Annotated in this window: 13 protein-coding genes; 5 read left to right on the top strand and 8 right to left on the bottom strand. The window is 73.9% G+C overall.

The features are described from left to right. Positions 1-23: 23 nt before the first annotated feature. The gene (locus tag BMZ16_RS03035; RefSeq protein WP_089798103.1) at positions 24-641 is read right to left on the bottom strand and encodes a sugar O-acetyltransferase; all 618 of its coding nucleotides are present in this window, start codon (positions 639-641) and stop codon (positions 24-26) included. Positions 642-754: 113 nt separating this feature from the next. Here BMZ16_RS03035 and BMZ16_RS03030 point away from each other — a divergent pair, with 113 nt between their 5' ends. Continuing rightward, a complete protein-coding gene (locus tag BMZ16_RS03030) occupies positions 755-1,924 on the top strand; it encodes a PrsW family intramembrane metalloprotease (RefSeq protein ID WP_089798682.1) in 1,170 nt (389 codons plus the stop codon). 54 nt (positions 1,925-1,978) lie between these two features. On the opposite strand, the gene BMZ16_RS03025 is transcribed toward BMZ16_RS03030, so the two are convergent. Then, positions 1,979-2,719, bottom strand: a complete 741-nt coding sequence (locus BMZ16_RS03025) for a cupin domain-containing protein (RefSeq protein ID WP_089798102.1) — start codon at positions 2,717-2,719, stop codon at positions 1,979-1,981. Beyond that, positions 2,716-4,263 carry a Gfo/Idh/MocA family protein gene (locus BMZ16_RS03020; RefSeq protein ID WP_089798101.1) on the bottom strand — a complete coding sequence of 516 codons (1,548 nt, stop codon included), beginning with the start codon at positions 4,261-4,263 and terminating at the stop codon, positions 2,716-2,718. The genes BMZ16_RS03025 and BMZ16_RS03020 overlap by 4 nt, the downstream gene beginning before the upstream one ends. Before the next feature lie 182 nt (positions 4,264-4,445). Here BMZ16_RS03020 and BMZ16_RS03015 point away from each other — a divergent pair, with 182 nt between their 5' ends. Beyond that, on the top strand, positions 4,446-5,984 hold the full coding sequence (locus BMZ16_RS03015) for an arabinosylfuranosidase ArfA (protein WP_089798100.1): 1,539 nt from the start codon (positions 4,446-4,448) through the stop codon (positions 5,982-5,984). Between the two features lie 132 nt (positions 5,985-6,116). Then, complete coding sequence (locus BMZ16_RS03010; RefSeq protein ID WP_089798099.1) at positions 6,117-7,082, top strand: glycoside hydrolase family 43 protein; 966 nt, start codon at positions 6,117-6,119, stop codon at positions 7,080-7,082. A 56-nt stretch (positions 7,083-7,138) separates the two neighbouring features. On the opposite strand, the gene BMZ16_RS03005 is transcribed toward BMZ16_RS03010, so the two are convergent. Continuing rightward, positions 7,139-7,810: a TetR/AcrR family transcriptional regulator gene (locus BMZ16_RS03005; RefSeq protein ID WP_177199569.1), complete on the bottom strand. Its 672-nt coding sequence runs from the start codon at positions 7,808-7,810 to the stop codon at positions 7,139-7,141. A gap of 155 nt (positions 7,811-7,965) precedes the next feature. On the opposite strand from BMZ16_RS03005, the gene BMZ16_RS03000 reads away from it, so the two are divergent. Together BMZ16_RS03000 and BMZ16_RS02995 are read left to right on the top strand one after the other, a co-directional pair. Beyond that, positions 7,966-10,740, top strand: coding sequence for an MMPL family transporter (locus tag BMZ16_RS03000; protein WP_089798097.1), 2,775 nt, complete (start codon positions 7,966-7,968; stop codon positions 10,738-10,740). Between the two features lie 20 nt (positions 10,741-10,760). After that, on the top strand, positions 10,761-12,962 hold the full coding sequence (locus tag BMZ16_RS02995) for a YhgE/Pip domain-containing protein (RefSeq protein WP_089798096.1): 2,202 nt from the start codon (positions 10,761-10,763) through the stop codon (positions 12,960-12,962). 155 nt (positions 12,963-13,117) lie between these two features. On the opposite strand, the gene BMZ16_RS02990 is transcribed toward BMZ16_RS02995, so the two are convergent. The 4 genes from BMZ16_RS02990 to BMZ16_RS02975 form a co-directional block, all read right to left on the bottom strand. Beyond that, the gene (locus BMZ16_RS02990) at positions 13,118-14,167 is read right to left on the bottom strand and encodes an ABC transporter permease subunit (RefSeq protein ID WP_089798095.1); all 1,050 of its coding nucleotides are present in this window, start codon (positions 14,165-14,167) and stop codon (positions 13,118-13,120) included. Next, positions 14,164-15,276: an ABC transporter permease gene (locus tag BMZ16_RS02985; protein ID WP_089798094.1), complete on the bottom strand. Its 1,113-nt coding sequence runs from the start codon at positions 15,274-15,276 to the stop codon at positions 14,164-14,166. Before BMZ16_RS02985 ends, BMZ16_RS02990 begins: the two co-directional genes overlap by 4 nt. Further along, complete coding sequence (locus BMZ16_RS02980) at positions 15,273-16,790, bottom strand: sugar ABC transporter ATP-binding protein (RefSeq protein WP_089798681.1); 1,518 nt, start codon at positions 16,788-16,790, stop codon at positions 15,273-15,275. Before BMZ16_RS02980 ends, BMZ16_RS02985 begins: the two co-directional genes overlap by 4 nt. A 213-nt stretch (positions 16,791-17,003) precedes the next feature. Then, positions 17,004-17,993, bottom strand: a complete 990-nt coding sequence (locus BMZ16_RS02975) for an ABC transporter substrate-binding protein (protein WP_089798093.1) — start codon at positions 17,991-17,993, stop codon at positions 17,004-17,006. Positions 17,994-18,078 lie beyond the last annotated feature (85 nt).

Here is an 18,078-nt window from a genome sequence, read left to right as displayed (position 1 = left end):
CGCGGACGAGCCGCGTGCGGGCGTCAGGTCAGGGTGCCCGGCCGGCGGTACACGAACTCCCGGTCCGCGTCGGTGATGGGGCGCAGCACGCGCGCCGGGACCCCGCCGACGACGACCCCGGGCGGCACGTCCTTCGTCACGACGCTGCCCGCGCCGACGATCGACCCGGCACCGACGGTCACACCCGGCAGGATCACGACGTGGGCGCCCAGCCAGACGTCGTCCTCGATGGTCACGGGCGCGGAGAACTGCGCCATGCCGGAGCGCAGCTCGGGGTGCACGGGGTGCCCGGTGACGCTGATCGTGACGTTGGGCGCGATCATCACGCGCGAGCCGATCGTCACCTCGATGTCGTCGACGAGCGTGAAGCCGACGTTGACGAACACGTCGTCACCGAAGGACACGTTGTACCCGTAGGACACCTGCAGCGGCGCCTCGATCCACACGCGCTCGCCCATCGGGCCGAACAGCTCGCGCAGGATCGCCTGGCGCGCGGCGACGTCGGTCGGGTTCGTCATGTTGAAGCGCCACGTCAGCTCCTTGGCGCGCTGCCGCTCGGCGACGAGCGCCTCCAGCCCCGGGCCCTCGTCGTCGTACAGCTCCTGCGAGCGCATCCTGCGGCGCACCTCGTGCTCGTCCATGCCTGCCTCTCCCTCGGCGGCCCGGCCGGGGGCGCCGGGACCTCCGCCACCCTACGGTCGCCGGTCGGACGTCACCGGGGACAGGCGTCCCTGCGGGCCCCTAGGGTGTGCGCGTGAGCAGCACCGAGACGATCCGGCCCGAGGTCCCGCCCGGCGCCGTCCCGGCAGGGTGGGTCCCGCCGCGGCGGACGACGACGGCACGGGACGTGCTCGCGATGCTGGCGGTCGCGTTGATCGCCGTGGCGGCGGTCGGTGCGCTCGCGCTGGTCCTCGTCCAGGTGGGCGTCGGGGCCGGGGTGGTCGGCACGGTGCTCGCGGTGGTGCCGCTGACGGTGGTGCTGCTCGGCATCCGCTGGCTCGACCGCTGGGAGCCGGAGCCGCGCGGTGCGCTGCTGTTCGGCCTGCTGTGGGGCGCCGGCGTCGCGGTGCTCGTGTCGATCGTCGTCAACGACCTCACGCTGTACACCGTCGCGCAGGCGACCGGCAGCCTCGACGCCGGGCTCGTGGCGTCCTCGGTCGTCTCGGCGCCCGTCGTCGAGGAGCTCGCCAAGGGCGCCGGGGTGCTGGTGCTGTTCCTGGCCCGGCGCCGCTACTTCGACGGCGTGGTCGACGGCCTCGTCTACGCGGGCGTCGTCGCGGCGGGCTTCGCGTTCATCGAGAACATCCTGTACTTCGGCCGCGCGGGGGACGCCCTGGCCGAGACGTTCGTGCTGCGCGGCCTGGCCACGCCGTTCGCGCACCTGCTGTTCACGGCCTGCACGGGCGCCGCCCTCGGCCTGGCCGCCCGCTCCCGCAGCCGGCACGCCGCGTGGTGGCTGTTCCCCCTGGGGCTGCTGGGCGCGACCGTCGGGCACGCGCTGTGGAACGCGACGGGGCTGGTCGCCGGCAGCGCGTACCTCCTCGTCTTCGCCGTGGTCCAGGTGCCGCTGTTCGCCGGGGTCGTGGGCCTGACGTTCTGGCTGCGGCGCCAGGAGTCCGTGGTGATCCGGCACCGGCTCGCCGAGTACGCCGCCGCCGGGTGGTTCGCCCCGCACGAGGTCGAGATGCTGGCGTCCCTGCAGCGGCGGCGCACGGCCGTGGGCTGGGCGACGCGGGCGGGCGGCCCGGCTGCCGGCGAGGCGATGCGCCAGTTCCAGCGCGACGCGACCACGCTGGCCTTCCGTCGTCAGCAGGCGGCGACCGGCCGGGCGGACCTGCGGACCCACGCCGAGTCCGAGCGGGACCTGCTCGTGGCGGTGACCGCGGACCGGCACCGGGTCCTCGCGGCGGCGGCACCCCGCTGACCCGGGGCCCCGACCGGGGCCTCGACCGGAGTCCAGCCCGTCAGCCCAGCCCCGTCAGCCCAGGTCCCAGGTCTCCAGGCGGCCGCACATGCCGTACCGGCGCGGGGCGGGGTCGGACTCGACCCGCTCGGCGCGGCCGTGGGCCAGGTGCGGCGCGGACCCGCGCATGAGGCCCTCGAGGACCGCGGCGGTCGCGTCGGTCTCGGCGAACGCCGTGCGGCCCCACAGGTCCTGCCAGCGGGGCACCGAGGGACGCACCAGGCGCACCGCCGCCTCGTGGAAGGGCCGCAGCGCGGCGGCGGCACCGTGCCGCGCCGCCGCCTGGAGCAGCTGTCCGTACCCCTGCAGCGCGAGGTCGCGCCGGGCCCGGACCGCGTGGGCCACGTGCTCGTCGGTGACCTGGGCGTGCGCACCGCCGACCGGCAGCGCGGCGGCGTCCCGGTACGTCGCCGCGTCGGCGAGGGCCGGCGGCGGGAACGTCATGACGGCGTCGCCCGCCTCGGGCAGCCCGGCGTTCGACATGACGACCAGCACCTCGAGGTCGCCGTCGTTGACGGCCCGGTGCACGACGCCGGGCTGGACGGTGACGACCACGCCCGGCCGCAGCGGGTGCTCGACGAACCCCTCCGGGCCGAGCGTGTGCAGCGCGCCGGTGCCGGACAGCACCACGTACGCCTCCGCGGAGGCCACGTGCAGGTGCGGTGTACCGCTCCCGGCGCGGCCGACGCCGTCCGGCGCCGGCCAGTCGTAGACGCGCAGCCGGCTGACGGACACCCCACCGGGAAGACTGGTCACGTGTCCAGCATGCCTCCCCGGGCGGCCACCGACCTACCCGCGGAGCGCACGTCACCCCGCCGGGTCGGCGTCAGGGCGACGTCGTCGGCCAGCCCCAGGTCCTCGATGCGCACCGGCAGCCCGGTGGCCATGGACCGGTTGGCGGCGATGCCGACCGCCACCGCCCGCAGCCCGTCGCGGTAGCCCGCGGCGCGCCCGAGCGGGTCGGGCCCCTCGCGCAGGTCCCGCCGGAAGACGTCCATCAGCAGGATCGCGTCGCCGCCACCGTGCCCGCCGACGCCCGCCGGGATCGGCCACTCGCGCGCCGCACCCCAGTGCTGCTGGACCAGCAGCCGCTCCCCCGCCGGCCGCCCGTCGGCCGCCGCCACGGCCTCGGGCGTGGCCGAGGGGTCGAGGACGGCGTGCCCGTCGTCGTCGAGCACCACCGCGCCCCGCTCGACCACCTCCAGCTCGGCCCGCCCCCGGGTGCCGTTCACGGTGACCCGGTAGCCCTCCCAGGGGCTGTGCGCGGTGAGCGAGTAGGTCAGTGTCGCGCCGCCGGCGTAGTCGACGAGCACGGCCATGTTGTCCTCGATGGTGATCCCGGGGGCGAAGACGTCCTGGTCGCGGCGGTACCCGTCGTGCTGCTCGGCGTCCAGGTACAGCGCGCGCAGCCGCGGGTCGCGGGTCAGGTCGAGCGACCAGGGGTCGCCCTGTGCACCGGTGCCGCGCTCCGGGCGCGGCCCCATGCCCCGCTCGGCCGCGTTGGCGTCCCCGTAGAACCGCAGCCCGCCCGACGCGAACACGCGGGCCGGGACGTCCTGCAGCCACCAGTTGACGAGGTCGACGTGGTGGCTCGACTTGTGCACGAGCAGCCCGCCGGACATCCGCTTGTCCCGGTGCCAGCGGCGGAAGTAGTCGGCACCGTGCACGGTGTCCAGCGCCCACTCGAAGTGCACGGACGTCACGCGCCCGATCTCCCCCGACGCGATCACCTCGCGCAGCGCGGAGTTCCGCGGCGCGTAGCGGTAGTTGAAGGTCATGACGACGTCGCGGCCCGTGCGGGCGACGGCGCGCGTGATGGTGCGGCAGCCCTCCACCGTGGTCGTCAGGGGCTTCTCGACCACGACGTCCGCACCCGCGTCGAGCGCCCGCGCGACGAGGTCGGCGTGCGTGGCGTCGGGCGTCGTGACGACGACGACGTCGACCCGGTCCTCGACGATCATGCGCTCGAGGTCGTCGGGGCCGTGCTGCGGCAGGCCGGCCGGGCCGCCGAGGCCCAGCGCCGCACCCGCCTGCGCGTCGTGGTACGCCATGCGGGCGGGGTTGGTGTCGCACCACGCGACGAGCTCGGCGACGTCCGCGTGGTCACCGGTGAGCGCACCGACGTACATGCCGGCGCGGTGGCCGGTGCCGACCACGGCGTGACGGCGGCGGCGGCGTCCGGGCGGCGGGGGCGCGAAGGTCGGCACGACGGACGGGTCGCCCTGGGTGCGGCGGGCGGACGGCGGGCGCGGGGCGGTGGGGTTCTGGTCGAGCGTGCGGGGGTCGGTCGGCTCGGTCACGGGGGTCCTCCGGCGGCGTCGACGATGGGGCGTGGGCGTGCGTTCCGGGGTGCGCGCCGCACCCGTGGGAAAGCGCGTTCCGTCGCGTGGGTCACAGTAGCCCAGGCGTTGCGTGGAGCACCCCGGGGCGACGCTATGCTGGGCACGTTTACAACGTTGTGAATTCGAATCGGAGCTCCGCGATGACCCCGCACGCCACCGTCCTGCTGCACCCCGACTTCCGCACCGGCGCCATCGACCGTCGCCTGTTCGGCTCGTTCGTCGAGCACATGGGACGCGCCGTCTACACCGGCATCTACGAGCCGGGGCACGCCACGGCCGACGAGCACGGCTTCCGCCGCGACGTCGCGGACCTCACCCGCGAGCTCGGCGTCACCATGGTGCGCTACCCCGGCGGCAACTTCGTCTCCAACTACGTCTGGGAGGACGGCGTCGGCCCGGTCGAGGACCGCAAGCCCTTCATCGACCTGGCGTGGCGGACCGTCGAGCCCAACCTCGTCGGCACCGACGAGTTCCTGCAGTGGGCCGAGCGCGAGGGCATCGAGCCGATGATGGCGGTCAACCTCGGCACGCGCGGCGTGGCGGCAGCGGCCGCCCTGGTCGAGTACTGCAACGGCGTCGCCGGCTCGCGCTGGGCCGACCTGCGCATCGCCAACGGCCGCGAGGAGCCCTACGGCGTGAGGCTGTGGTGCCTCGGCAACGAGATGGACGGCCCGTGGCAGATCGGCCACAAGGACGCCCACGAGTACGGCAAGCTCGCCGCCGAGGCCGGCAAGGCGATGAAGCTCGTCGACCCGTCGATCGAGCTCGTGGTGTGCGGGTCGTCGTCCATGCAGATGGAGACGTTCGGCGAGTGGGAGCAGACGGTCCTGTCGTACACGTACGACCTGGTCGACCACATCTCCATGCACGCGTACTACGAGGAGCTGGACGGCGACCGCGCCTCGTTCCTCGGCTCCGCGACCGGCATGGACCGCTTCATCCGCCGCGTCGTCGCGTCGGCCGACGCCGTCGGCGCGCGCAAGCGCTCGGACAAGCGCATCACCATCTCGTTCGACGAGTGGAACGTCTGGTACCTCGAGTCGCGGTTCCCGGGCGAGAAGAACCTGCCGCTGCAGCACCAGCCCGCGCGCATCATCGAGGACGTCTACTCGGGCCTCGACGCCGTCGTGGTCGGCGACCTGCTGGTCACGCTGCTCAACCACGCCGACCGCGTGCCCGTCGCGTGCCTCGCGCAGCTCGTCAACGTCATCGCCCCGATCATGACCGAGCCGGGCGGCGAGGCCTGGAAGCAGCCGACGTTCCACCCGTTCGCGGCCACGTCGCGACTCGCGCAGGGCGAGGTCCTCGACGTGCGGGTCTCGGCTCCGACCATCTCGACCGAGCGCCACGGCGACGTCCCGTCCGTGACGGCCGCCGTCACCTGGGCCGGCGACGCCGGGTCCGGCGACCTGGGCGTGTTCCTCGTCAACCGCACGGCGGAGCCCGTCGAGGTCGAGCTGCGGCACCCCGGCGTCGCGCTCACCCTGGGCGGCGGCGTCCAGGTCACGGCGGACCACGAGCCCGCGGTGCACGGGCCGGAGCACGCGGCCCGGGTCGAGGCCGAGCACGTGGTCACGCTCGACGGTGCCCCCGTCACGGCGAAGACCTCCGGCACGACGACCGTCCGCCTCGCCCCCGAGTCCTGGACCGCCCTGTCGGGTTCGGCCACCGCCGCCTGACCCACCCGGGCAGGGCTGGATCGCCCCCTCACGACGAGAGGGCGATCCAGCCCCACCCCCGAGGGCGCGAGAAGACGATCCAGCCCCACCCCCGGCGCGCGAGCCGTCGGGAACCGCTTGCGAGGAGGACCGATGGACGAGCCGTACGGCTACCTGCTGGTGCACCACGTCGAGGACCCCGACGGGTACGGCGAGCAGATCTACTTCTCGCTGTCCGACGGCGACGACCCGCTGCGCTGGCGGCGCGCCAACGGCGGGCGGCCGGTGCTGCGCTCCGACCTCGGCACCACGGGGGTACGCGACCCGTACCTCGTCGCCGGGGACGGCGAGTGGTTCGTCATCGCGACGGACCTGCGCATCTACGGCGGCGACGACGCCGGCTGGGACGCGTGGACCCGCCACGGCAGCCGCGACCTCGTGGTGTGGCGGTCCACCGACCTCGTGCACTGGTCCGAGCCCTGGCTGCTCGAGGTCGCACCCCCGCAGGCCGGCATGGCCTGGGCGCCCGAGGCCACGTACGACCCGGCGACCGGCGAGTTCGCCGTGACGTTCTCCTCGACGCTGTACCCCGACGACGACCCCGGGCACGCCACGACGTCCTACTCACGCGTCCTGGTCGCGCGGACCCGCGACTTCCGGTCCACCTCGCCCGCGCGCGTCCTCATCGACCGCGGGTCGGGCGTCATCGACACCACCGTGCTGCCGGCGGCGCTGTCGCCCGACGGCCGCGTGCACCGGTTCTCCAAGCAGGACGACGACGCGCCGGACACGCTGCGGGTGTTCCACGAGGCCGGGTCCGCCCTCGAGGCCGACGACTTCGAGGTCGTCGCCGCACGCCTGCTCGACCACCGGTTCGACCACGTCGAGGCGCCGCTGGTGTTCCGCGACCACCGCACCGGCACCTGGTACCTGTGGCTCGACCAGTACGCGGTGCGCCCGCAGGGCTACGTCGCACTGCGGACCGACGACCTGGCGTCGGGCGACTGGCAGGAGGTCCCGGACGGGGAGCTCGTGCTGCCGCCGAACACGAAGCACGGTGTCGTGGTGCCGCTGACCAGGGCGCAGCACACCGCGCTGTCGGCGGCGTACCCCGCCTGACCGCCGGGACCGGGCCGGACGGCCGCTCGGTCAGGCGGCTCGGTCAGGCGGCTCGGTCAGGCGGGCTCGGTGAGTCGGTCGACGACTGTCGGGAGCCACGCCGCGGCCTGCTCCCGCGCGCGGGCGGCGGGCTGCGGGTCGCCCGAGAGGTCGGCGGCGCTGAGGTCGGCCATGTACCCGGCGGTGAGCACGCGCAGCACCTGGCGCGCGGGCAGCACCAGCCGGCGCCCGAGCACCGGCATGAGCCGCTCGATCTCGTCGGCGACCTCGTCGGTCATCTGCCGGTCCAGGTCGTGGTGGTGCCGCGCGATCTCGGGCTGACGCATCGCCAGCAGGGTCAGCTCCGCGCTGATGACCCGCCACCGGCGGTCGTCGGACATGCGCTCGAGCAGGATCTCGAGGAAGCGGCTCAGGGAGTCGACGTCGAGGTCGCTGCCCGTGCCGTGCCCCGACTCCGCCTGGGCGGCGACCAGCGCGGCCCGCAGCTCGAGCAGCCGGCGCCGGTGCTCGCGGGCGGCCAGGGCCACCAGGAGGGCGTACTTGCTCTCGAAGTTGGAGTAGAAGGCGCCGCGGGTGAACCCGGCGCGCTCGCAGACCGCCTCGATGGACGTGGCGTCGACGCCCTCGTCCGCGAAGAGGTCGAACGCCGCGTCGAGCAGCCGCTCGCACGTGTGGCGACGACGCGGCGAGACGACGGGGTCGACGTCGGTGCTGCCTGTGCCGGCCATGGCCCTCACCCTCCCGTGTCGGTCGACGTGCGTCTGACGCGAGCCTAGCGGTTTCGATACAGAGGTGTATCGCATACAGTCCTGTATCGGATCGTCGTGCACGCGCGCCGACCGGACACCGTCGTCCTCCTCACCCCACCGACCCAGGAGCCCCTGTGTCCTCTGCGCTCTACCGCCTCGGCCGCTCGGCGTTCGCCCGGCGCCGCGCCGTCGTCGCCGCCTGGCTGGCGCTGCTCGTGCTGGTCGGGGGCGGCGCGCTGCTGCTCGGCGGCAAGCTCGACAACTCCGTGACCATCCCCGGCACCGAGTCGCAGGCGGCGCTCGACCGGCTCGCGGCCACGTTCCCCGAGGCGGCGGGCACGTCCGCGCAGGTGCTCGTGGTCGGCGAGGACGGTGCCCAGGTCGAGGACACGGCCGTGGTCGACGCCGTGGTCGACGCCGTCGAGGCGTTCGAGGACGTCGACGGCGTCACGTCCGTCGTGTCGCCGTTCGACTCCGACCTGCCCGGCGCGCCCGCGGTCAGCGACGACGGCGAGGCCGCGCTGGTGACCATCTCGCTCGAGGGCGAGGGCGTGTCCATCGGTGACGACGTCAAGGACGGCCTGCGCGACATCGCCGCGGACCTCGACGCCGCGCTGCCCGACGGGTACGAGGCGACGATCGGCGGGCAGCTCTTCTCGCAGGAGTTCCCCGGCCTGACGATCACCGAGGCGCTCGGCGTGGCGGTCGCGTTCGTCGTGCTGCTGGTCACGCTGGGGTCGTTCGCCGCGGCCGGGATGCCGCTGCTCAACGCGCTGCTCGGCGTCGGCCTGTCCACCCTGCTCGTGCTCGTCGCGGCCGCCTTCACGTCGGTCACCAGCACCACGCCGCTGCTGTCGCTCATGCTCGGCCTCGCCGTCGGCATCGACTACGCGCTGTTCATCGTGTCGCGCCACCGCGAGCTGCTCGCCACCGGCCTGCCACCGCGGGAGGCCGCCGCCCGGGCCAACGCGACCGCGGGCTCCGCCGTCATCTTCGCCGGCCTGACCGTGATGATCGCCCTGGTCGGCCTCGGGGTCGCCGGCATCCCGTTCCTCACCGTGATGGGTGTCGCGGGCGCCGTCGCCGTCGGCATCGCCGTCCTGGTGTCCATCACGCTGGTGCCCGCGATGCTCGGGTTCGCCGGGGAGCGCCTGCGCCCCCGCCCCTCGCGCCGCGCGCGCCGCACCGCGACGACCCCGGCCACGGGCACCCCGGCCGCCGCCGCGGGCGCCCCCGCTGCGTCCGCCACCGCGCCGGGCGACGACTGGGACCTGCCCGCGCACCACAACCGGTTCTTCGCCGGCTGGGTCCGCCTCGCCACCGCGCGCCCGTGGATCACCGTCGTGGTGACCGTCGGCGCACTGCTCGCGCTCGCGTTCCCCGCCCTCGACCTGCGCCTCGCCCTGCCCGACGCCGGCGTCCAGCCCGAGGACTCCTCCGCGCGCGTCACCTACGACCGGATCACCGACCACTTCGGCGCCGGCGCCAACGGCCCGCTCGTCGTGACCGGCAGCATCGTCACCAGCGAGGACCCGCTGCAGCTCATGGAGGACGTCGCCGACGAGCTGCGCGCCCTGCCCGGGGTGGAGGACGTCCCGCTGGCCACGCCCAACGCGTCCATCGACACCGGCATCGTGCAGGTCGTGCCCACCACGGGGCCCACGGACCCGGAGACGGCCGAGCTGGTCAACGCCATCCGCGAGCTGCGCCCGCAGCTGCTCGAGGAGTACGGGTTCGACCTGTCGGTCACCGGGTTCACGGCCGTCGGCATCGACGTGTCCGCCAAGCTCGGGGCGGCTCTGCTGCCGTTCGCGGTCTTCGTCGTGGGCCTGTCGCTCGTGCTGCTGACGATGGTGTTCCGCTCGATCGCCGTGCCGCTGAAGGCCACCCTCGGGTACCTGCTGTCGGTGGCCGCGGCGTTCGGCGTCGTGACGGCTGTGTTCGAGCACGGCATCGGCGCCGACCTGCTGCACGTCGCCAAGCTCGGCCCGATCATCTCGTTCATGCCGATCGTCCTCATGGGCGTGCTCTTCGGCCTGGCGATGGACTACGAGGTCTTCCTCGTGTCCCGCATCCGCGAGGACTACGTGCACTCCGGTGACGCGCGCGGCGCCATCGCCAGCGGGTTCGTCGGGTCCGCCAAGGTGGTCACGGCCGCCGCGGTCATCATGGTCGCGGTGTTCTTCGCCTTCGTCCCCGAGGGCGACATCAACATCAAGCCGATCGCCCTGGGGCTGGCCGTCGGCGTCGCGGTCGACGCCTTCATCGTGCGGATGACGCTCGTCCCGGCCGTCCTGCAGATCCTCGGCGACCGCGCGTGGTGGATGCCGCGCCGGCTGGACCGCGTGCTGCCGTCGTTCGACGTGGAGGGCGAGGCCCTGCACCGCGAGCTCAGCATGTCGCGGTGGCCGGAGGACCCCGAGGTCGTCGTGGCCGCGCGCGGGCTGCGCCTGGCCGCGGGCGACGGCAGCGACGTGCTCGACCTCGCGGTGCGCCGCGGTGACGCGCTCGTCGCGCACGCCGACGAGCCGGCCCGCGTCGCGGCGCTCCTGCTCACCGTCGCCGGGCGCCTCGCACCCGCCGGCGGCGACCTCAAGGTCGACGGCTACCTGCTGCCCGTGCGGGCGGCCGCCGTGCGGCGCCGGGTCGGGTACGTCGACCTGCGCACCGAGGGCGTCGACGCGCTCGACGCGGCGGTGGCCGAGAGGCCGGCCGTCCTGGCGGTCGACCGCACCGACCTCGTCACCGACCCGCACGAGCGGGCGCACCTCGCGGCGGCGCTCGCCCGCGCCGTCGACGCGGGGGCGACGCTCCTGCTCGGCGTCGTCGGCACCGGCCCCGCGGACGACCTGCTGCCCAGCGGCACCCCCGTGACCACCCTCGCGCCGCAGACCGGCGTCCTCGCGTGAGCGCGCAGGAAGGAACCCCGATGTCCCGCACCCCGGTGTCCCGCCCGTCCGTCCGGCGCTGGCCCGCCGTCGTCGTCGCCCTCGCGGCACCGATCGCGCTCGTCGTGCTGCTGCTCGCGGCCGCGTGGGCACCCGCCGACGGGCTGCCGCGCGTGCAGGCCGCCGTCGTCAACGAGGACGAGCCCGTGACCCTCGAGGGGCAGTACACGCCGCTCGGCCGGCAGCTCGCCGGCGCCCTCGTCGAGGGGTCCGAGGTCGACGCGAACTACGACTGGGTCGTCACCGACGAGGCCGATGCGACCGCCGGCCTGGCCGACGGGACCTACGCCGCCGTCGTGACGATCCCCGAGAACTTCTCGGCCGCCGCCACGTCGTTCGCGTCCGGCGACGGGAAGCCCGAGCAGGCCACCATCGACATCACGTCGCCCCCCGGGGCCACCGCCGTCGACCAGGCCGTCACCTCGACCGTGACGACGACGGCGACGCGGGTGCTGGGGCAGCAGCTGACCACGACGTACGTCGAGAACGTGCTCGTCGGGTTCTCCACGCTCAGCGAGCAGCTCGGCGGGGCCGCCGACGGTGCCACGCAGCTGGCGGACGGGGCAGCCCGGCTCGCCGACGGCACGGGGCAGCTCGCCACCGGCGCCGACGGCCTGGCAGGCGGTGCCACCGCGCTGGCCGACGGCACCCAGCAGCTGCGCGGAGGGTCGTACGAGCTCGCGACCGGGACGCAGCAGCTGGCCGGCGGTGCGCGCGCGCTGGCCGGTGGTGCCCAGCAGCTGGCCGGCGGGGCCGCGCAGTCCGCCGCCGGGGCGCGGGAGCTGGCGACCGGTGCGGCAGGGCTCGCGACGGGGACGTCGCAGCTCGCGGGCGGGCTGGCCGCGACGTCGGCGGCCGCCGGTGACCCGACGCAGGGCCTGCCGCGGCTGGTCGGCGGCGCCGACGGGCTCTCGACCGGGACGCGTCAGCTGGTCGAGGGGCTGCTGTCCTCGACCCAGCAGCTGGTCGCCGCCAACGCGTGCGACACCTCGGCGCCGCCGCAGTCCCAGACCACGCCGACCTGCATGATCGCGGTCGGTCAGCTGCTGGGTCTGCAGGCGCAGCTCGACGTGCAGAACCCGCAGAGCGTGGTCAACGGCGCGGCCGGGCTCGCGCAGGGTCTCGCGGTCGCCGTGAACGGCGACGGCACCGCCGAGAACCCCGGCCTCGTGGCCGGCCTCCAGCAGCTCGCGGGCGGGGCCGCCCAGGTCGACTCCGGCACGCAGCAGCTCGCCGGCGGCGCCACCCAGCTCGCCGACGGCCTCGACCAGCTCGCGACCGGGACCTCCGACCTCGCCGGCGGCGCCTCCGACCTCGCCGGCGGCGCCTCCCAGCTCGCGGGCGGGTCGTCGCAGCTGGCGGCGGGTGTCGCCCAGCTCGACAGCGGTGCCGAGCAGCTCGCCGAGGGCAGCACGCAGCTGGCCGACGGCGTGCGGCAGACCGACGCCGGCGCGGCGCAGCTCGCGGACGGCACGGCGGAGCTCGGCACCGGGCTCGGCCAGGCGGTCGAGCAGCTCCCGACCACGCCCGAGGACGAGCGCGCCGCTCTGGCGCAGGTCGTGACCGCCCCGGTCGCCGCGCCGTCCACCTCGGTGTCGGCGCCGTTGGGCCAGGTGTCCGTGCTGGTCGCCGTCGCCCTGTGGGTCGGTGCGCTCGTGCTCTTCCTCGTGTTCCGGCCGCTGCCGGTGCGCGTCGCGGGGTCCACCCGCTCGGCGTTCGCCCAGGCGGCGGCCGCCCTGGCGCTGCCGGCGGCGGTGTCGGCGGTCGCCGGTGCGGCGGTCGGCGCCCTCGCGGGCGGTCTGACCGACCAGGGCCTGGGCCGCACGCTCGGGCTGACGGCGGTCGGTGCGCTGGCCGCGGTCGCCCTGGCGGCGTTCCACCAGGCGGTGGGTGCGTGGTTCGGCACGGCGGGCCGCATCGTCGCCGTCGTGGCGGCGTTCGTGTACCTCGTGGCCGGGCTGGCCGCGACGGTGCCCGCCTGGGTCGGGTCGGTCGTCGGCTGGCTGCCCCTGGCGCCCACGGCCGACGCCCTCGGCACGATCGTCGACGAGTCGTCGGCGTCGCTGCTCGGCGCCGTGGTCGCGCTCGTCCTGTGGGGCGTCGCGAGCCTGCTGGCGACGACCGGCGCGGCCGCCCGGGCACGCCAGGCCGTCGGCCCCCGCACGGTCGCCGCCTACGCCTGACCGCCCGGACACCTCCCTACCCGCGAGAGGTCGATCCGGCACGGGGCTGGATCGACCTCTCGCGGCGTCTGGGAGGGCTGGACCGACCTCTCGCGGCGCCTGGGAGGGCTGGACCGACCTCTCGCGGGACTCGGGGCTCGGGGCAGGGCTGCGGCTCAGCGGCGGCGGACCGCCAGCACCCGCTGCAGGATGACGAACGCGAGCAGCACGACGCCGATGAAGACCCGGGTCCACCAGGAGTCCAGGCCCTCCCGGGCGATGAGCACCTGGATCAGCCCGTACACCAGCACCCCCGCGCCGGTGCCGAGCACGAACCCGACACCACCGGACAGCAGGGTGCCGCCGATGACGACCGCCGCGATCGCGTCGAGCTCCATGCCGATGCCGGTGAGGTTGAACCCGGACTTGGTGTAGAGCGCGAACAGCACGCCCGCGATGCCGGCGCACGTGCCGGAGATGACGTACACCCAGACCCGTGTGCGCGCGGGCCGCAGGCCCATGAGGTTGACGGCCGCTCCCCCGTCGCCGGCGCCCAGCCCGTACACGGAGCGGCCGAACCGCGTGTAGTGCAGGACGATGAACGCGATCAGCAGCACCGCCAGCGCGATGAGCATGCTGGCGTTGATGCGCCACATCTGACGCCCCTCACCGAACTTCAGGCTCCACGCCGCCAGCGCCGAGAACCCCTCGTCGTCGATCTTCAGCGAGTTGACGCTGATGACGTTGGCCAGGCCGCGCGCGAGGAACATGACCGCGAGCGACGCGATGAAGGGTTGGATGTCGAACACCTGCACCATGACGCCGATGAGCAGGCCGCACGACGTGCCGATCAGCACGGCGACGACCAGCACCACCGGCAGCGGCAGCCCGGCGGTGAACATCTCGGCGATCGACAGCCCGACGAGTGCGACGACGGCCCCGACGGACAGGTCGATGCCACCGGTGAGGATCACGAACGTCATGCCGACGGCGAGCACCAGCAGGTAGGAGTTGTCGACCAGCAGGTTCGACAGCAGCTTCATGCTGACGAAGTCGACGCGCTCGGTGGAGTACCGCTGCTGCCCGATGCCGAGCATCAGCGCGAGCGTGAGCAGCGTGCCCAGCACGGGCAGGAACCGGCGGTCGAGTCCGCTGAGCGCGCGTCGCGCCCGCGTCACCACCGTCGGGGACGTGCGCGGCGCGCGGACCATCTCGTCGGTGCTCATGCCGTCACCTCCGCGGCGGTCGTCTTCTCCACCGGGGCGGCGGGGGTGCTCTCCCGGTCGGCCCGTCGACGTCCGCGCAGCATCGCGCGCAGCGTCGGCGACGCCGCCACGCACACCGCGATGAGCACGATGGCCTTGAACAGCGGGGTGGTCTGCGACGGCAGCTGGAAGATGATGACGGCCCGCTCCAGGGTGCTCAGCAGCATCGCGCCGACCAGCAGCCCGCCCAGGTAGAACCGGCCGCCGTCGAGCTTGGTGCCGCCGAGCACGACGACCATGATCGCGTCGAGCTCCTTCATCAGGCCGATGTTGTTGGCGTCGGCCGCCATCGTCGGTGCGCCGTAGACCAGGCCGGCCAGTGCGGCGAGCACACCGGCGATGACGTAGACCGTCCACGTGGTGCGCCGGGACCGGACGCCCGCGAGCCGGCTGGCCTCACGGTTGATGCCGATGGACTCGAGGAACATCCCCAGCGCGGTGCGCCGCACCACCACCGCGACGACCACGAACGCCGCGAGCGCGATGACGACCGGCGTCGGCACACCCAGCACGAACCCGGAGCCGATGGTCTTGAAGGGCGGGCTCGTCACGGTGGTGATCTGCCCCTGGGTGATGAGCATCGCGATGCCCCGCCCGGCGACCATGAGGATCATCGTCGCGATGAACGGCTGGATCCCCAGCCCGGCGACCATCGCCCCGTTGAACGCCCCGCCGAGCGCCCCGACGGCGAGCCCGAGGACGATGGCCGTGAGGACCGTGGCGACGGACCGCGGGTCGGCCGCGTTGTCGAGGTACGTGAGCGACACCGCCAGCGCGATCGCCATGACCGCCCCGACGGACAGGTCGATGCCGCCGGTCGCGATGACGAGGCACATGCCCAGCGCCAGCAGCAGGGGCGTCGCGCTGTTGCGCAGCAGGTCGACGAGCTGGCCGAACAGGTGGCCGTCACGGACCGTGACGTCGAGGAAGCCGGGGCTCGCCGCACCGCAGGCGAGGATCAGCAGGACCAGCGCGAGGAGCGGCCAGAACAGGCCGTGGTGGCTGACCTCACGCCAGACGGCGGCACCGCGGGACCCCGTGGGGACGGGCGCGGGGGTGGTGGGGGTCATGCGTGGGCTCCGCTCGGGGGGACGGTCGCGGCGATGGTCTCGAGGATCGTCGAGGTCGTGACGTCGTCGGTGTTGACGAGGTCGTCGACCTTCTCGCGGTCCCGCATGACGACGAGCCGCTGGCTCAGGCGCAGGACCTCCTCGAGCTCGGAGGAGATGAAGACGACGGACATGCCGTCCTGGGCCAGCTCGGTCACGAGCTTCTGGATCTCGGCCTTGGCGCCGACGTCGATGCCGCGCGTCGGCTCGTCGAGGATCAGCAGACGCGGCGCGGTGGCGAGCCACCGGGCCAGCAGCACCTTCTGCTGGTTGCCGCCCGACAGGTTGCGGATCAGCGCGTTCGGGTTCGGCGGGCTGATCTGCAGGGCGGTGATGTACTTCGCGACGACGTCGTCGAGCTGCCGGCGCGGCAGGGGACGCCACGTGCCGCGCCGGGCCTGCAGGGCGAGGGCGATGTTCTCGCGGACCGTGAGGTCGGCGACGATGCCCTCCTTCTTGCGGTCCTCGGTGGAGTACGCGATCCCGCGGGCGAGGGCGGCCAGCGGCGACGTCAGGCGGGTGAGCACGCTCTGGACGCGGACCTCGCCGGCGTCGGGGCGGTCGGCGCCGGCCAGCAGCCGGGCCATCTCGGTGCGGCCCGAGCCGAGCAGGCCCGCCACGCCGAGGATCTCCCCGGCGTACAGGTTCACGTCGAACGGCTGCACGGAGCCGGACTTGCCGAGGCCGACGGCCGTGAGGAACGGCGTCTCGCGCTCGGAGTGGATCGTGATGGTCGAGCGCGCCTTCTCCTCGATGCCGGCCAGCGCGTCGCCGGACTTGCCGATCATCGCGGCGATGAGCTCGCGCCGCGGCAGGTCCTCGATGCGGTGCTCACCGACGAACCGGCCGTTGCGCAGCACGGTCACGCGGTCGGAGATCTCGTAGATCTGGTCGAGGAAGTGCGAGACGAACAGGACGGCCACGCCCTCGTCCTTGAGGCGGCGCACCACACGGAACAGCTCGGCGACCTCGGCGTTGTCGAGGCTGGAGGTCGGCTCGTCGAGGATGAGCACCTTGGCGTCGACGACGAGCGCGCGGGCGATGGCGCACAGCTGCTGCACGGCGATGGTGTGCGACGAGAGCATGGAGCGCGGGTCGAGGTCCAGGTTGAGGCGCGCGAGGAACTCGGCGGCGCGGCGGCGGGTGGCCCGCCAGTCGATGAACGGTCCGCGGCGCACCTCGTGGCCCAGCATCACGTTCTCGGCCACGGTGAGGTTCGCGCAGAGGTTGACCTCCTGGTAGACGGTCGAGATGCCGGCGGCCTGCGCCTGGCTCGGCCCGTCGAACCGCAGGTCGCGGCCGTCGACCTCGATCTGCCCGGAGTCGATCGCGTACACGCCGGTCAGCGCCTTGATGAGCGTCGACTTGCCCGCGCCGTTCTCCCCCATGAGCGCGTGCACCTCGCCCGGGAACAGCCGGAACGACACGTCGTCGAGCGCCTTGACGCCGGGGAAGGAGATGGAGATGCCGCTCATCCGCACGACCGGCGCACCGCCGTCGGGGCCGGATGGCGTGGGGCGGCCGGGGGCGCGGTCGTCGGGGGCGTCAGCGTCGGGGGCGCCGCCGAGCGCGTCGTCGGGGGCGTCGTCGCGCGCGCCGCCGGGGAGTGGTGCGGACATCGGTGTCCTTCCTGCGGACGGACCCCGGGCGGCAGGTGGTCACCTGCTGCCCGGGGCACCGGTCACGTGTCAGTACGCGCGGGCGTCGACCGTCTCCTGCGTGATGGTCTGGTCGAACGCCTCGTCGATGACGATGGTCTCCTTCGGCACGTCCTCGCCGTCGTAGACCTTCTTGATGAGCTCGGCGAGCTGGTCGCCGAACACCGGGTTGCACTCGACGACGTAGTTGAACTTCTTGTCGACGAGCGCCTGCAGCCCGTCGCGCACACCGTCGACGGACACGATCTGGATGTCCTTGCCCGGCACCTTGCCGGCCGCCTCGATGGCCTCGATGGCGCCGAGACCCATGTCGTCGTTGTGCGTGAAGATCATGGTCATGTCGGGGTAGGCCTGCAGGGCCGCCTCGACGGCGGTCTTGCCCTCGGCGCGGGTGAAGTTGCCCGACGCCTTGCCGATGACCTGGTCGCCGACGACCTCGCCGAAGCCCTCCTCGCGGTCCACCTGGGCGCCGGAGCCGAGCGTGCCCTGCAGCTCGAAGATCTTCGCGTCGGGGGCGTTCTCCGCGACCCACTCGCCGGCGGTGGTGCCCTCCTGCTTGAAGTCGGCCCCGATCCAGGTGACGAACGGGTCGTCGACCGTGGTGTCGACCGTGCGGTCGACGAGCACGACCGGGATGCCGGAGTCCTTGATCTCCTGCAGGACCTCGTCCCAGCCGGTCTCGATGACCGGCGAGAACGCGATGACGTCGACGTCCTGCGCGACGAAGTCGCGCAGCGCCTTGATCTGGTTCTCCTGCTTCTGCTGGGCGTCGACGAAGGTCAGGTCGAAGCCGTTCTCCTCCGACAGGCTCTCCTTGACGGACTCCGTGTTGGCCGTGCGCCAGCCGGACTCGGCGCCGAGCTGCGAGAAGCCGACGCGGATGACGTCACCGGAGCCGTCCTCGCCGTCGCCGCCGTCGCCCGACGTGTCGGAACCACCACCACAGGCGGCGAGGGCCAGGATCGTGAACGTCGCGACGACACCGGCCATGCCGGTCCGCGCGCGGTTGATGCCCTTCATGCAACTCCTCCTCGAGCAGCGCGGCCGACGTCGTCGTCGACCGGTCCAGGGATGCGTGTGACGCGTCGAGTGTGAACGTTCTCAA

The sequence above is a fragment of the Cellulomonas sp. KH9 genome, assembly GCF_900114185.1.
Taxonomy (GTDB): domain Bacteria; phylum Actinomycetota; class Actinomycetes; order Actinomycetales; family Cellulomonadaceae; genus Cellulomonas.
Note: the sequence above shows the minus strand (reverse complement) of the source record. Positions and strands in the feature narration are given on the sequence as shown.

Bases quoted from the DNA above. Each gene is read 5' to 3' on its own strand.
- BMZ16_RS02990 (WP_089798095.1), bottom strand. From the start codon at position 14,167: ATGAGCACCGACGAGATGGTCCGCGCGCCGCGCACGTCCCCGACGGTG.
- BMZ16_RS03005 (WP_177199569.1), bottom strand. From the start codon at position 7,810: ATGGCCGGCACAGGCAGCACCGACGTCGACCCCGTCGTCTCGCCGCGT.
- BMZ16_RS03015 (WP_089798100.1), top strand. From the start codon at position 4,446: ATGACCCCGCACGCCACCGTCCTGCTGCACCCCGACTTCCGCACCGGC.
- BMZ16_RS03010 (WP_089798099.1), top strand. From the start codon at position 6,117: ATGGACGAGCCGTACGGCTACCTGCTGGTGCACCACGTCGAGGACCCC.
- BMZ16_RS02980 (WP_089798681.1), bottom strand. From the start codon at position 16,790: ATGAGCGGCATCTCCATCTCCTTCCCCGGCGTCAAGGCGCTCGACGAC.
- BMZ16_RS02975 (WP_089798093.1), bottom strand. From the start codon at position 17,993: ATGAAGGGCATCAACCGCGCGCGGACCGGCATGGCCGGTGTCGTCGCG.
- BMZ16_RS02995 (WP_089798096.1), top strand. From the start codon at position 10,761: ATGTCCCGCACCCCGGTGTCCCGCCCGTCCGTCCGGCGCTGGCCCGCC.
- BMZ16_RS02985 (WP_089798094.1), bottom strand. From the start codon at position 15,276: ATGACCCCCACCACCCCCGCGCCCGTCCCCACGGGGTCCCGCGGTGCC.
- BMZ16_RS03035 (WP_089798103.1), bottom strand. From the start codon at position 641: ATGGACGAGCACGAGGTGCGCCGCAGGATGCGCTCGCAGGAGCTGTAC.